This is a genomic window from Pseudomonas poae RE*1-1-14, from assembly GCF_000336465.1.
In the GTDB taxonomy this organism is placed as follows: domain Bacteria; phylum Pseudomonadota; class Gammaproteobacteria; order Pseudomonadales; family Pseudomonadaceae; genus Aquipseudomonas; species Aquipseudomonas poae.
In genome coordinates this window covers 2,063,204-2,079,467 of the sequence record NC_020209.1, presented here as the reverse complement: position 1 = coordinate 2,079,467, position 16,264 = coordinate 2,063,204, and the positions used below count along the sequence as shown (strand labels likewise).

The window sequence follows — 16,264 nt, the reverse complement described above, 5'->3', positions numbered from 1 at the left end:
AGGATCCGCCAATGCTAATCGCTTGCATTCATAAGGGAAAGCCACAGGAGCATCGGTATCGAATTTCCAGAATGGCTCAAGCAGGCCTGGCCGCCAATCCAGCGGGTCATCCAGCTTGATGCGAACGACCAGCCTTTTCTCGCACTGAGCCGCGTCGCCGAGCCTGCGCTGTTGCGGCCGGTGCTGGCCGAGTTTGCCTTGCGCTACCCGGGCGTCAACAATGCGGCGGTGGTGTCGCAGTGGTCGATGAACTACATGAGCATCGTGGTGCCGGCCACCTTGGCCTGCGTGCTCACCCGCGATCAGGCCATCGACTTCTGGCGCGACGACAGTGTGCTGCGCCTGGACGCCGGTCAGCCGCTGGCGTTGCATTTTGCCGGGCCCTTGCCAGCCCTTGCCGCCGCCGAGCGGGCCGACTACTTTTCGCGCTGGGTGCACGAGCACCTCGCGCCCTTGTTCGCCACCCTGGCGCTGGCCGGGGGGCTGGCGCCGAAGATTCTGTGGGGCAATTTTGTCGCGATCTGGGACGGTGCGTTCGCGCGGCTCGACCCGGATCTGTCCCGCCCGGGCTTTGCCGAAGCGCACCGCTGGCTGGAGCCGGTCACCGTCAACCAAGGCCGCCTGAAATTGCGCGGCCTGCAACGCCAGGTGGCGTCGCCCGCCCCCGAGATTTGCCCGCAACTGCCGTTGCGCCGGCATTGTTGCCTGCACTACCAACTTCACCCGCTGGTGGAGGGTGAGCCGCTGGTGCTTTGCGAGTCCTGCCCCAAACTGCACCGCCTGCCGCTGGCCGAGCAGGTCGGTTACCTGCACTCGCTCTACGACTGAGCTTCCAGCGCCACGCCGGCTGCCAGCGGCGCCTCACTCAGGCGCCCATGCTCGATGCGCAGCAGGCGGTCGGCCAGGCCGAAATACGCGTCATCATGGGAAATCACGATCACCAGTTTGCCGCGCGCGCGCAGGTCGGCCAGGATCCGCGTGTAGAAAAAGTGCTTGAACACCGGATCCTGATCCGCCGCCCACTCATCGAACAGGTAGCACGGCCGGTCATCCAGGTAGGCACTGAGCAACGCCAGGCGTTTGCGTTGCCCGGTGGACAGCGCCAGCGTGGTCAGGCGGCCCTGTTCGATCTGCACCTTGTGATCCAGTTGCAGGTGCACCAGGTAGTCCTGCGCCTGCTGCACCAGCTTCGGGTTGTCGCCGTCGAACAGGTTTTCGAACAGGCAGAAGTCAGTGAAGATCGCCGAGAAGTGCTGGCGGAAATGGTGGTTGTCAGCGCTGGAAGACACTTGCTCGTCAAGCATCACGTCACCGCCCTCCGGGCGATACAGGCCGGTCAGCAGCAGCGCCAGGGTGGTCTTGCCGCTGCCATTGCCGCCGGCGATGAACACCACTTCGCCGGCCTTCAAGGTGACGCTGATCGGCCCCAGGGTGAAATGCCCGTCCTCGCGCTCGCGGTAGTAGGTGTGGGTGACGTCACGGCACACCAGGCTGCGTACCTGCGTCGGCGCGAAGGTTTCCAGGGTCTCGTCGGCGCTGTGCATCTGGCCTTCCAGCGCGCGGATCTTGTTCAGCGCGACGCTGGCGCGGCCCAGGGTCGGCACCGCGTGCATCAGTTCCGAGAGCGGCGTGATCATGTACAGGATCGCGAGGATATAGCCCGTCACCAGGCTCACGCTGAGGTCGATAAAGCGCGGCGCCACGAACAGCACCACGCCGATCAGCAGATAAAACACCGCGTTGCCCCAGTTGAGCACCACCGCGTAAATGCTCATGCCACGCACGAAGTCCCGTCGGTATTGCTGACTGGTCGGCAGCAGCAGCCTGCTGAAAAAGTGCTGGCGGCGCGGGTGGTTCAGTTGCAGCTCCTTGCTGCCGTCGGTGAGCAGGCGATAGTGCTCGAACAACTGATCCTTGAGTTCGCGCGCGCGCGAGATCGACGTCAGTGCCTTGCGCTGCGGCCAGTTGAAACTCAGGCTGCCGAGCACGATCAGCAACACCGTGAGGCCCAGCAACGGCAGGCTCAGCCAACCCAGGTAACCGAGGCAGGCGAGGATGATCCCGCCGTTGACCAGCAGCACCGGCACCAGCTCCACCGCCTGGCTGATGGTTTGCGTGTCGTCGGTCAACACCGCCAGCAGTCGGTGCTTGCCCAGGCGCTGCAATTGCGCGTAGGGCGTGTCGATCAGTTTGGCGCTCAGGTGCAGGCGCATATCGTTGACCGCCGCCTGGCCCAGGCGCAGCAGGCTAATGTCGGAAATGATCCGTGACACCGCCACCAGCAGCACCAGCGCGCCGAAGTACAGGCCGTCAATCGGGCGCAGTTGGTCGAACACCGTGAGGCTGTGGTTGATCATCGCGATCAACCCGGCCGCCGCGAGCCCACAGGCCAACCCGGTGAGTGTCGCCACCAGCAGGGCGCGCCACGAGCGCTTGGCCATGAGTATCAGCAAATCCATTCAAACTGCTCCGTCTGTCGCCAGGGCCGCAAGGCCGGCCGCCAGCTGTTGATGCACCGAGGGTTGCGCAAGGATGTTCAAGTGCTGCGCTTGCACCACCTCACAGGTGTAAGCACCGCTGCTCAACTGTTGCCACTGCGGGTCGGCAAAATCCGCCTCGCCCAGCGTGGCGTCCGCCCACCATACCTGCACCGGGCAGCGCAGCCGTGGCGGCTGGAAGCTGGCGAGCAACTGCCGGGTTTGCTGCTGATGGCCAAGCCGCGTGTGCAGGTGTTCCCAGCTGTCGCCATCGAGCTGCAGGCCTTGCTGCTGCGCCCATTGCGCCAGGGCAGGCAAGCGCTGCGCGGCGGGCAGGGCAGCCAGTTGCGCGGTCAACTCGGCCATCGCCTGCGCCGGTAAACCGCGCAGCACCGCCTGACTGTTTGCCGTGAGCGCCTGCGCGGCGTCGGCCAGCAAGGTCTCGATGCTGTCTTCATCTGCGCTGCGCGCGTATTGCGAGTCGAGGATGCCGAGAAACGCCACCTGTTCACCGCAGCGCTCCAACTGCGCCGCAGCGGTGATCGCCAGCAGACCACCGAGGGAAAAGCCCAGCAAGTGATAAGGGCCGTGCGGCTGTTGAGCACGCAGGTGCTCGACATAGCGCGCCGCGAGCCCGTCGATATCGCCGTCGCCCACCGTGTCGTCATCACCCAGTTTTTGCAACCCCCACAGTTGCCAGTGCGGCAGATGGGGCAGCAGTGGGCGGTAATCCTGCACATGCCCGGTGGAAGGGTGAAAGCAGAACAGATTCGCCCCTGCGCCCGGCGCCGACAGCCGTGCCAGTGGCGACAGCTTGAATTCGGCCTGCACCAGCGCAGCAAAGGCCGCCACGCTCGGCGCATTGAATACCGCGTTCACCGTGACCGGCGCCGCCAGCACGGTCTGCAGGCGGCTGGCCAGGCTCACCGCCGCCAGCGAATGCCCGCCCAGGGCAAAGAAATCATCCTCGATGCCCACCCGTTCCAGGCCCAGCACCTGCGCCCAGGTCTGGGCCAGCAGCGCCTCCAGCGGTGTGCGCGGCAACGCCCCGCCGACGCCGCCCTGCACCTGGTCAGCCCATTCCTGCAGGGTCTTGCGGTCGAGCTTGCCGTTGCCCATCAGCGGCAATGCCTCGACGATGCGCAGGCTCGGCAGCATGTAATCCGGCAGGCGATCCTGGGCCTGACCGTGCAGTTGCGCCACGCTCATAGACTGTCCGGGCGCCAGGGTCACGAAGGCAAACAGTTGCTGGCCCAGTTCACCCTTGGGCAGGCACTCCACCGCCGCCTGGGCCACGCCCGGCAGGCCGGCGAGCTGCGCCTGGATCTCGTCAAGCTCGATGCGAAAGCCGCGCACCTTGACCTGGCGATCGCTCCGGCCGGTGATGTCCAGGCTGGCGTCGTGGCGATAGCGCGCACGGTCACCGGTGCGGTACAGCCGCTCGCCGTCGCGCTCGATAAAACGTTCGGCGGTATGTGGCGTGTCCAGGTAGCCGCGCGCCAGTTGCGGCCCGGCGATATACAGCTCGGCATGCTGCCCCGGCGTCGCCAGCCGCTGCTGTTCATCCAGCAGGTACAGACGCATGCCGTCGAGCCGATCATCCAGGGGCAGACGCCGGTAGTCACAGGCCGGGTCGAGCCTGTGCATGGCAACGCCCACGGTGGTTTCCGTCGGCCCGTAGTGATTGAAGAGCGTCAGCCCCGGGGCGAACTGGCGGATCGACTGCAGCAGGCGCTGCGAACAGCTCTCGCCGCCAAGGATCAATTGCCTGCGTGGCAGCACGGCGGCGCTTTGCGCGTGCATCAGCCAGGCATCGAGCAGCGACGGCACGATTTTCAGATGGTCGACCGGGTAGTGCGCCTGCCAGGCGGCCCAGGCCTGGGCGTCCATCGCGGTGATCTTGTCCAGCAGGTGCAGTTCACCGCCGCTGAGCAAGGCGGGAAACAGCAGGGTGTAACCCAGGTCGGCGGCCAGGGAGGTGACCACGGCGCTGCGCTCACCGGCTTGCAGCTGCAGGCGCGTGGACACGCTGGACACATAGCTGGCCAGTTGCGCGTGTTCGACGATCACGCCCTTGGGTACGCCGGTACTGCCCGAGGTGAACAGCACATAGGCCGCATCCGAGGGCAGCACGTCATCGCCCAGGTCGGTCATGGGCGCCTGTTGCCACAGGGCGGTGTCGCGCAGATCGAGGCTGCCCATCGACGCCAGCAGCGGCGCGCCGCCAGCGGCCCCGGTCAGCACAAAGCGCGGCTGCGCCTGTTGCAGGATCGCCAGGGAGCGTTGCGCAGGCTGGTGCACGTCCAGCGGCACAAAGGCCGCGCCGCTCTTGAGCACGGCAAGCATGGCCAGCACCATCGGCGCCGAGCGGTCCAGGTACAGCGCCACGCGGTCCTCACGACCGATGCCCTGGCCGCGCAGGTAATGCGCCAGTTGATTACTGCGCGCATGCAGTTCGGCGTAGCTCAGGTGCTGGTTTGAATCGCGCAGGGCCAGGTGTTCGGCAAAACCCGGGGCGCAGGCGTTGAAGCGCGCCGGCACACTGGCGAAGGGCGGCGTGACGCCCTGATGGCGCGCCGCGAGTGTCGCCGCAAACCCCGGCGCCGCCAGCGACAGTTCAGCCAGCGGCCTGGCGGGGTGGGCGAGGGCGTCCCGCAGCAGCGATTGCAGTTGTTCCAGCAGGGTTTCAGCGGCTCGGGTGCTGTAACGACTGGCCTGATGGCAGAGCGTCAGGCGGTGATCTTCGGCGATCAGCAGCAGCTCCATGCCGGCCGGGATGGCCGCCACTTCCAGCACCTTGAACGGGCTGGCGCCAGCATCAAGCGCAGGACTCCACTGAAAGCCATAAGGCGATGAGGCATCGGCCGGCGAGTATTCCTGCCATTCGCCCACGTCCTCACACTGTGTTTGCATCGTTGCCAGGGCCTCGCCGAACGGACGCTCCAGCGCCGCTTGCCACGGCAGCGGCAGCGCCTTGGCGAACAATCCCCAGCAATCGGCCAGCTCTTCATAGTCGTCACGGCAGTCATGCACCCAATTGAGGGTGAGGGCCGGACTGTCTGTGGCGCTCAACCGCTGCAACAGCACGCCCCAGGCGGCCATCAGCAGGTGTTCGGCCGGTGCGGCGTGGGCCTGCAACGCAGCGCTCAACACGGGATCAAGCTTCACGCAGGTGGTCAACGGCGTGTCGGCCCTGTCGTTGCGTGCTTCGCGGTACAACAGTTCGGTGCCGGCCTGTTGACCCACGGCCAGGTCGGCCCAGTACTGGCGTCCCTGCGCTGCATCCTCATCGGCCTGCAGGTCGTGGATCCAGGCGCTGTATTGGGTGTAGGTCATTGCTTCGGCGTCAGCCTGCGGCGGTTGCGCCGCACCCAGCGCCTGCACCAGGCGCAGCAGCGTGCCACGGTCGGCCGCCAGCGCGGGCAACTGCACGGTCACCCGTTGCACCTCGGCGTCCAGCGCCTGCACATCGATGCTGACCACGCTGTCGGCGCCGACGCGTTGCAACGGCACCTGCATGCCCGGCTCCGGCCGGGTGTGCAGGCGCAGTGCGTCATGCACCTGCGCCAGCGCCGCGAGCCGTTCACGCAGCTGCGCCAGCGCGGTGGCGCCATGCACTTGCAGCACCAGGCGGGCCGCCGGCGCGTTCGCCAGCCATTGGCTGCGTTGCTGTGGCGACAGGGCGAACGCTGCCTCGTGGTTGCTCATGGCTGTTCCCCCAGTTGTTCGCGGTTCATCATCTGCCCCATGGCCACGCAGATTTTGCGCTCGCCTTCAAACGGGTCGCGGGCATGGGCCACCAGCATATTGTCGAGCATCACCATGTCGCCCTTGTGCCAGGCAAAGCGCACCGCGCAGGCCTCGTAGGCGGCGCCGATCACCGCCATTACCGCGTCTTCGATCACGCTGCCGTCGCCGTAATACACGTTGCGCGGCAAGTTGCCGGCGCCGAACAGGTTGATCAGGTTGCTGCGCACCTCCGGTTCCAGGCAGGCGCTGTGGTGCAACTGCACCTGGTTGAAAAACGAGGCCTCGCCGGTGTCCGGGTGCGCCACAATCGCCGGGCACTGCTGGGCGATCTTCAGGTTGTCCGTGCCCAGCCACTCCCACTGCATGCCCGACTGTCGGCACTGACGCTCCACCTCTTCACGCTGCTCGGTCTTGAAGAAGTCCTGCCAGCGCACGTCCAGCTTGTCGGTGAAGTGCCGCACATACAAAAGGCCCAGGGCCTTGAACCGCGCGACGATGTCCGGCGGCAACTGCGCCAGCACCTGGCGGCAGTCGACAATCGGCGTGCAACCGCCCCGTGGCGCCGGGATCTCGCAGAAGAACCACTGCTTGCGCGGCCATTGCGCCATGTGCGAGCTCTCGTTGTGGAACAGGATCATGTGCTGTTCCGGGTACGGCGTGGAGTGGTAGATATTCTTGCCGGATTTATTCTTCGGCAGGTCACCGTAGGTGCCGTACAGGTCCGGTTCGATGGCCTGGGCGAACTGCTCGAAAGCGGCGGCATCCGGCAGGTTGAACCCGCGAAACAGCAGGCCGCCGTGGGTGCGCAACTGCGCGTTGATCCACTCGCGCGCCTGCACCGCCCAATGCACCGGGTCCAGGTCCGTCAGCAACGGTTCGATCACCAGCGGCAGCGGTTGCGCCTCGCCCAGGGTGCGGGTGCGCACCTGCTCGTGGGCCAGTTGGCTGACGGCGGTGGCGCGGGTGTTCTTCAGCTTGCTCATCTTCGACTGCTTGCGCTCGCTGCGCGCTTGCGTCTCATCGATGGCCGCCGGGGCATCCGCGTGCAGGCGCCAGGTCCAGTCCTGCAACGTCAGGCTGTCGAGCAGTTGCGCAAAGCCTTGCTCCAGGCGTTCAACAGTCTGCGCCTGCAACACGCTGGTGCGATAGACCCAGCGCACCTGCAGGCCGCTGTCGTCTTCCTCGACAAACACGGCAAGGTCGAACTTGCTGGTCTGCTGTTGCGGTTCCAGGTGTTCCACCGCCAGGTCCGCCAGGCTGGCGGTGCCCTGCGGCGTGTTCTGCATCACGAACAATACCTGCACCAACGGGTTCACTCCCGCAATACGCGGCGGTTGCAGCGTCTCCACCAGTTTGTCGAACGGCACCTGCTGGTGCTGGAACGCGGCCAGGCAGTCCTCGCGCAGGCGTTGCAGGCGGCTGTCGAAGGTGTCGTTGGCATCAAGCCGTGCACGAATCGGCAGCACGTTGACGAAGAAGCCGATCAGGTTTTCCAGCGCCGCCTGCTCGCGGTTGGCCAGGTCGGTGCCGACGATAAAGTCATGGGCGCCGGTGGCCCGCTGCAACAGGCTGTTGAACGCATTGAGCAACAGCATGAACAGCGTCGCCTTGTGTGCCTGGGCATACGCCTTGAGCACCTGGGTCTGGGCCGGGTTGAAATGCTGGATCAATGACGCGCCCTGATAGTCCGGCTGCGTCGGGCGCGGCGCATCCAGCGGCAACGGGATCAGCATCGGCGCGCCGTCGAGCTGGCGCCGCCAATAGTCGATGGCACGCGCCAAATGGCGTTGTTGCGCTTCGCTGCGTTGCCACTGCGCGTAATCGGCGTACTGGATAGGCAGCGCGGCAAGCACCGGGGTGGTGCCGCCGGTATAGGCCTGGTAGCCGGTGATCAACTCCTGAATCAGGATGCCCATGGACCAGGCGTCCGTGGCGATATGGTGCAGCACCAGTTGCAGCACATGGTCATCCGCGCCCAGGTGCAGCAACTGCGCGCGCAGCATCGGCGGCTGTTGCAGATTAAACGGCTGGGCGGACTGTTGATCGATCACGGTTTGCAGGGCATCCGCCTGCACCGTGAGCGGCGTGAGGTCGAGCGTCGGCGCCGGATGAATCACCTGGCACGGCTGCTCGCCGTCCAGATGAAAGCTGGTGCGCAGCGATTCGTGCCGTTGCAACACGTGCTGCAACGCCTGCTGCAGGGCGGCGATATCCAGCGCGCCACGCAGGCGCACCACGCTGGACATGTTATAGGCCGCGTTCGGCCCTTCGAAACGGTCGAGGAACCACAGCCGTTGCTGGGCGTAGGACAACGCCAGCGTACGGTTGCGGGGCACCGGCACGATCTCGTCCTCGTCGGCCACTTGGGCCTGTTGATCCACCACCTGCGCCAGTTGCTCCAGGGTGCCGCCTTCGAACAGCACGCGCAGCGGCAGGCTGACGTTCAAGCGTCGGCGAATGCGCGAGAGCATTTGCGTGGCCAGCAGCGAGTGGCCGCCAATGGCGAAGAAGTCATCGTGCACGCTGACACTGGGCACGCCGAGAATCGCCTGCCACAACTCGGCCAAGACTTTTTCCGTCGGCGTGCGCGGGGCAATCGACACGCCGTCGGCCGCTGCGGCCTGGGGCATATCCAGCGCGGCGAGAGCCCGGCGGTCGACCTTGCCATTGGCATTCAACGGCAACTGCGCCAGTGCCACCCAGCGCGCCGGCACCATGTAGCTGGCCAGTTGCGCGGCCAGATGGGCGCTCAGCACCGACTGCGCATCGCCGTCGAAGGCGCTGTCGAGCACAGGGAACGCCACCAGTTGCAGGGCGCCACGGGCATCCGGCAGGGCCAGCACTGCGGCGCTCTGCACGGCTGGGTGCTGCATCAGGCGGTTTTCGATCTCGCCCAGTTCGATGCGATGGCCACGAATCTTCACCTGCTGATCGCGTCGGCCCAGGTATTCGATCACGCCATCGGCGCGCAGACGGCCGATATCGCCGCTGCGGTACAGGCGCGCGCCTGGCTCGAACGGATGATCGACGAAGGCTTCGCGGGTGCGCTGCGGGTCGCGCAGGTAGCCACGGCCCACGCCGGCGCCACCGATGCACAGTTCGCCCGGCACGCCGATGGGCACGCTGCGCAGCGCGCTGTCGAGCACAAACACCTGGTTGTTCGCGGTCGGCCGGCCAATCGGCATGTGCAGGCAGTCAGCGTCCGGTGCCTGGGTGATCGGGTAGAACGCCACGTCATCCGAACACTCGGCAGGGCCGTAAGCGTTCATCAACGGGATGGTCGGGAAGCGTGCAAACCAGTCTCGGGCCAACGCCGGCGGCAACGCCTCGCCGGTGGGCAGCAGCCAGCGCAGGGTGGGCAAACGGTGCTCGTCGCGGGCCTCCTGCAACAGGCCGCGAATCAGCGCGGGCACGGTTTCCAGCAGGGTCAGTTGCTGCGTTTGCACCGCCTCGAGCAAAGCCAGCGGGTCATGGGCCTCGGCGTCCGGCAGGATATGCACGGTGGCACCCACCAGCGGCGCGGCGAGGAACTGCCACACGCAAATATCGAAGGCGGCGGAGGCGGTCTGGGCGATGCGGTCGTGTTCGCCCAGGCCCAGGGCCGGTACCTTGCCGAAGATGTTATTGAGCATGCCGCGCTGTTCCACCATCACGCCCTTGGGCGTACCGGTGGAACCGGAGGTGAAAATCACATAGGCCAACTGCTCGGGGTTGTGCGTGTAGGTCACGGCGGGGCGGGCCTCGCCTTGCCACAGTGCCTGCGCGACCAGGCAAGTCGGCTGCTTGAGCAACTGCGGCAGTACGCCTTCCAGCACACCGCTGGCGCTGTCGCACACCAGCAACAGCGGCGCTTCACCCAGGTTCAGCAGCTCGGCCAGGCGCGCGGCCGGCTGCTGGATATCCAGCGCCTGGAACGCGGCACCGGCCTTGAGCGTGCCCAGCATCAGGGTCAGCAAGGTCAGGCCGCGCTCGGCAAACAGTGCCACCAGGGTTTCCGGGCCGGCACCCGCGCGGTGCAGGGCATGGGCGACGGCGTTGGCGCGGCGGTCCAGTTCTGCGTAGGTCAGGGAATCCTGCAGGTGCACGGCGGCGATCTGCTGCGGTCGGCGACGTACCTGCTCGGCGAACAGCGCGGCGTAACCCTGGGTCAGCGGGAAATCCACCGCGCTGCGGTTCCATTCCACCTGCAACTGCTGACGCTCGGCGGGCGCCAGCATGTGCAGGCTGCCCAGCGTTGCCTCGGGAGCCTCCAGCATGCTCGACAGCAATTGCACAAGATGCCCGAGCATGCGCTGCACGCTGTCGGCGCTGAACCGCTGGCTGTCATAGGACAGGCGAATGCCCAGGCGGTCGCCGGGGTACAGCACCACGGTCATCGGGAAGTTGGTGTGCACGCGGTCTTCATAGATGTCGATGCTGAAGGCGTCCAGTTGCACGCTGCTGATGTCCAGCGGCGCGTTTTCGAACACCACCAGGCTGTCGAACAGTTGTTGCCCGCGCGGTACGCCGCTGCTGCGCTGGATATCCACCAACGAGGCACTTTCGTGTTCGCGCAGTCGCGCATTATGCGACAGCAACGCCTGCAACCAGCCGGCAACCGGTGCTTCGGGGTCGACGTCGAGGCGCAGCGGCAGGCTGTTGATAAACAGGCCGACCATTTCCTCGACCCCGGCAAGCTCGGTCGGGCGACCGGCCACGGTGACGCCGAACAGCACGTCGCGATTGCCGCTGTAGCGCGACAACAGCAAGGCCCAGGCGCCCTGGATCCAGGTGTTGGGCGTCAACTGGTAGTGCTGGCACAGCTGCTGCAAGCGTTGGGTCTGGCTGATGCTCAGGGTCTGGTCGAGGTCGCCGACCGCCTCCGGCGCCTGTTCCGCGCGGGCGGGGGCACCGTCCAGATGCAACGGCGTCGGCTCGCTGAAACCGGCCAGGTCCGCTTGCCAGAAGGCGTGGGCAGCGGCCATGTCCTGGCGTTCCAGCCAGCTCATATAGCCGCGGAACGAACGAAAACGCGGGCGCGCCACCGGTTCCTGATGCACAACCGCCTGATAGATCGCCAGCAGGTCCTCCATCAGCAGGCCGAAGCACCAGGCATCGGTGAGGATATGGTGGAAGCTGCGCACCACGGCGAATCGGCGTTCAGCGAGCTGGAACACGCGCAGGTGGGTCAGCGGCGCAACCGCCATGTCGAAACCCTGCACGCGCTGGGCTTCCAGCGCCTGGTCCATGGCCTTGCGTTGCTGCGCGTCATCCAGATGACGCAGGTCCTGCCAGTCGAATGCCGGCGCGGTGTGGCGGTACACGCATTGCAGCGGCTCGTGGTCATCCTGCCAGCGGAACGCGGTGCGCATCATTGGGTGGCGGTCGAGAAACACCTGCCAGGCCATTTCCATCGCCGGGCGTTGCAGCACGCCGTCCCAGCTGTAGCGCTGCTGCATCAGATAGATGCCGCTGTGGGGTTGCAGCAGGGTGTGCAGCAGCATGCCCTGTTGCATCGACGACAACGGGTACACGTCTTCCAGGTTCGACCAGTCCAGCGGCTCGGCGGCGAGGGTCGCGGCTTGCCTGTGGCACAGCGGGAAGGCGGCGCTGTCGGGGCGCAGATCCGGCGCGGCCGCCAACGCCGCCAGGCTTGCCAGGCGCTCGGCCAGTTGCAGTGTCCAGTGGCCGGCCAGCGGGCCTTCGCAGCGCAGGTGCAGTTGGCCGTCCTGCCAGTGGGCCTGGATGTGCAAGGCATGGGCCGTGGCCACGGGCAGGTCGGCGGCGGTGACCTGCGCCAGGGCGCCATGGGGTTCGCGGTGGCTGTCGAGGTCGCCGCGCCAGTGGATCGCGATGTCGGCCTTGGGCAAGTCGAGCAACGGTTCCTGCAGGTAGGTGTTGTCCGACAGGTAGCGCAGCACGCCATAGTCGGCGCCGTGTTGCGGGTAGGCACGCAGTTGTGCGGCCACGACGTGCAGGCGTTGCAGCGCGGTGCCGGCGTCGGTGTGCAGGAACACCGGCACCGGCAGGTCCAGCGCGCCGATGATGCGTTGCGGCTCCAGGTCGGCAAAGGCGATGGGCGACTGCACCGGCAAGCGCTCGGCGGCCGGGCGTGCGGCGTACATGTCCAGCGCCAGCAGGCCGTGGCCGCACTGTTCGGCCACGGCGGTGGCCAGCAGGCTGTTCCAGTCCAGGTGCAGCACTTCGGCCAGGCGTTTCAAGGCGCCGGAAGTCTCGTCGCTCAGGCTGTGCTCGACTACCTGGCTCGGTTGCCCGCTGGCGGGCAGTTGCAGCGTGTCCATCGCGGCAAATTGCAGCCAGTGTTCCCACGCATCATCGAGGGCATCGCTGTGGGCGTGGTCTTGCTGATGGCGCGCCCAGGGGGTGAAGTTGCCGCCGTGATAGGACAGCCGCACCGGCCGTTGCAGGCGCAACTGGCTCAGCGCCAGGTTGAGGTCGGTGAGCAGCAACGGCCACGAGGCGTCGTCCACACACAGCGGATGCGCGGCCAGCAGCAGGTGCCCGTCGCCCAGCAGGCTGGCGTGCAGCGTTTGCCCGGCGTGCAGGTCCAGCTCATCGACCGCGGCCTGGGCCAGCGCCTGCAATTGGTGTGGCAGGTATTCGCCGCTGCTGATCGCGGCCGCCTTGGGCGCGGCCAGCACGCGCTGTTGCCAGTCCGCGTCGAACCCCAGACGCAGGGCCTGATGATGGTGCTGCAAGGCGGCAAGGGCCTGGCCGAGCAACCCGCTGTCCAGCGGCTGCGCCAGGGCCACGCAACGCCAGGTGGCGGTCAGCGGGCCTTGTTCCGGACGCGCGCGCTGGCCCGCGCCAAGCGGCAACCCATAACCTTCGGCTTGCTGCTGCGCCACCGCCTGGCTGGCATCGGCGCCGAGCACGCGGGCGATATCGGCGACGGTGCGGTTCTCGAACAGTTGCCGTGGGGTGAGCTTGAGCCCTTGCTGGTTGGCCCGCGCGATGATTTGCAGGTTCAGAATCGAATCGCCACCGATGGCGAAGAAATTGTCGTTGACGCCAACCTGTTCGCGCTTGAGCACGTCCTGCCAGATCGCCGCCAGCAGGCGTTCGACGTCGTTGCGCGGGGCCACATAATCGGCGCTGTCGTCGCGGGTGGCGTGGGGCAACGGCAGGCGTTGCACATCGACCTTGCCGTTGCGGGTCAGGGGCAGTTCATCCAGGGTGATGAAGTGCGCCGGCACCATGTAGTCCGGCACGCGGCTGCCCAGGTCGTTGCGCAGCTTGAGCGCCGACAGTGACTGGCTGGCCACCAGATAGGCGACCAGACGCAGGCTGCCCTCCAGATCGAGTGCGCGCACCACCACCTGTTCGATCAGCGGCGACAGGCGGCGGATCTGCGCTTCAACTTCGCCCAATTCCAGGCGATTACCACGAATCTTCACCTGGCTGTCGACGCGGCCGAGGAACGCCAGTTGCCCGTCCACCAGCCAGCGCACGCGGTCACCCGTGCGGTACCAGCGCTGTTGCCGCTCATCCAGGTGGAAGCGTTCCGCCGTCAGGTCGTTGCGGTGCAGGTAGCCACGGGCCAGAGCGCCGCTGATCAGCAGTTCGCCGCTGATGCCGGTGGCCACGTCGCGATCCTGGGCGTCGACTACGCGCAGTTGGCGGTTCGGCAGCGGCCGGCCAAGGGCAATGCGGGGCTGGCCCGCTGTGAGTTCGGTGGCAATCGCGCCCACCGTCGCCTCGCTCGGCCCATAGTGGTTGAACACCCGCAGGCCGGGCGCCAGCGTGTTTACCTGAGCCAGCAGCGCCGGGCTCAGGGCGTCGCCGCCAAACACCAGCAGGGCCGTGGGCAGTAACCGCGCATCCGGCAGGGCCTGCAACAGGCCGCTGAGGTGGCTCGGGGTGATTTTCAGCACGTCCACCGGGAACTCGCTGAACAACTGCGCCAGGGCCAGCGGGCTGAAGGCGCTCTCGTCATCCACCAGCAACAGGCTGGCGCCGCTGCACAGCGCGCCGAACAGCTGGGTGTGGCCCAAATCAGCGGCGATGCTCGACAACAGGCCATAACGCGCGGCGGCGGGCGGCTGCAGCACGCTGTGCACCGCGCTCAGGTAATCGACGATGGCGCGGTGTTCGACCACCACGCCCTTCGGCGTGCCGGTGGAGCCGGAGGTGTAGATCACGTAGGCCGCGTCATCCAGGCTGTGTTCGACCACCGGCGCGGTGGCGGGCCGGGCGGCAATCGCTGCGGCCTGGGCGTCCAGGCACAGCAACGGTGTGTGTTCACCCAAGCGTGTCAGCAGGGGCGTTGCCGTGGCGCCGATCAACAGCGCGGCGCGGCTGTCCTGCAGCACGTCGGCCAGGCGTCCGACGGGTTGTTTGAGGTCCAGCGGCAGGTAGGCGGCGCCGGCTTTGAGGGTGGCGAGCAGGGCGATCACAAAATCGGCACTGCGCTCCAGGCCCAGCGCCACCTGGCTGTGCCGGCCGATGCCCTGGGCACACAGGTGCTGGCTGAGACGATTGGCGCGCTGGTCGAGTTCGCCGTAACTCAGTACACCGTCGCGGTCGCGCAGCGCCGGTTGCTCCGGTGCAGCGGCGACCTGTTGCTCAAAGCGCTGATGCAGGCCCAGGTGCGGCACCGCGAGCGCCGCACCGCGACCGAGTGCTTGCAACTGCTCGCGCTCCTGCGCGCCCAGCCAGTCGATATCCGCAATCCGGCACTGCGGCAGCGCGGCCATGGCCAGCAGCACCGTGCGCAATTGCGCCGACAGCAGGGCGATTTCCTCGTCGCTGAAACGGCTGCGGTTATAGCTGAACAGGTAATGCAGCTGCTCGCCCGGCACCACAATCAGCGACAACGGGAAATGGTTGCGCCCCTGGGTCAGGGTCAGGCCATCGCTTGAGTGCTCGCGGTTCGGGTCGGCGAAGCTCAGGCCACCGGCGTCCTGGTTGAGCGCATCGGTGACCGGGAAGTTTTCGAACACCAGGATCGAGTCGAACAGCGCCTGCTCGGCCGCGATGCGGCTCATCGACTTGAGCTTGCCCAGCGGCAGATACGCGTGGTGGCGCAGGTCGCTGTTGGCTTGCTGCAACTGTTGCAGCCAGTCCACCAGCGCCGGCCCTTCGGACCACTGCACGCGCAGGGGCAGGGTGTTGATGAACAGGCCGACGGTGCTGTCGATGGCAGCCAGGTTTTCCGGGCGACCGGCCACGGTGACACCGTAGATCACGTCATCGCGCCCGGCGTGTTGGCCCAGCAGCAGCGCCCAGGCGCCCTGGATCAGGGTGTTGAGGGTCAGGTGATGGCGACGGGCGAACTGCGCCAGTTGTTCGGTTTCCTCGATGCTCAGGCGGTGTTCGCGTTCGGCGCAGGGTGCGTCGGCAGGCGCTGTCAGGCGCAGGCCGAAGTCGGGCAGCGGGGTGGGTTCGCTGACATCCTGCAACTGCCCGCGCCAGAAACTTTCGGTGGCGGCCATGTCCTGCTCGGCCAGCCAGGCAATGTAGTCGCGGTAGGCGCGCGTCGGCGGCAGATTGGCCGGACGACCATGGGCGTGCTCGTAGTAGAGCGCCTGCCATTCCTGAATCGCGATGCCCACGCTCCAGCCGTCCATGATGATGTGATGAAAGGTCCAGATCAGGTGCCAGCGCTGCGGTTCGAGGCGCACCAGGGCCACGCGCATCAGCGGCGCGTCGTTCAGTTCCAGCGGTTCGGCGCGTTGATCGAGGGCCAGTTGCTGCAGCGCGGTGTCGCTGTCGCTGCGGCCCTGCCAGTCGAGTTCGCTCAAGGGCAGGCTCAGCTCGGACTGCACCACTTGATAAGCATCGTCGAGGTCTTCCCACAGAAACGCGCTGCGCAATACCGCGTGGCGTTGCATCAGGGCCTGCCAGGCGGCGCGAAACGCTGGCAGTTGTAGCGGGCCGTTCATCTCCAGGCTCAGTTGCTGGTAGTACACCCGCGAATCGGGCTCGACCACGCTGTGAAACAGCAAACCGTGCTGGGTCGGCGACAGGGAGTAGATGTCTTCGATGTTGTTCATGGTTGTGCGATCCATTTCAAATGCTTGGAGAGAACGGCGCGC

General features: G+C 66.6%; 4 protein-coding genes. 1 reads left to right on the top strand and 3 read right to left on the bottom strand.

The features are described from left to right. The first annotated feature begins 171 nt into the window (after positions 1–171). Positions 172–828, top strand: coding sequence for a siderophore-iron reductase FhuF (gene fhuF, locus H045_RS09120; RefSeq protein ID WP_015372162.1), 657 nt, complete (start codon positions 172–174; stop codon positions 826–828). Here the strand turns inward: fhuF and H045_RS09115 are convergent. The 3 genes from H045_RS09115 to H045_RS09105 are packed head-to-tail and all read right to left on the bottom strand — an operon-like array spanning position 819 to position 16,222. Beyond that, the gene (locus H045_RS09115; protein ID WP_015372161.1) at positions 819–2,459 is read right to left on the bottom strand and encodes a cyclic peptide export ABC transporter; all 1,641 of its coding nucleotides are present in this window, start codon (positions 2,457–2,459) and stop codon (positions 819–821) included. The two genes, fhuF and H045_RS09115, sit on opposite strands and share 10 nt — an antisense overlap. Continuing rightward, complete coding sequence (locus H045_RS09110) at positions 2,460–6,185, bottom strand: non-ribosomal peptide synthetase (RefSeq protein WP_015372160.1); 3,726 nt, start codon at positions 6,183–6,185, stop codon at positions 2,460–2,462. Then, positions 6,182–16,222 (bottom strand): non-ribosomal peptide synthetase, encoded by a 10,041-nt coding sequence (locus tag H045_RS09105; RefSeq protein ID WP_015372159.1) that lies wholly within the window; start codon positions 16,220–16,222, stop codon positions 6,182–6,184. The genes H045_RS09110 and H045_RS09105 overlap by 4 nt, the downstream gene beginning before the upstream one ends. Positions 16,223–16,264 lie beyond the last annotated feature (42 nt).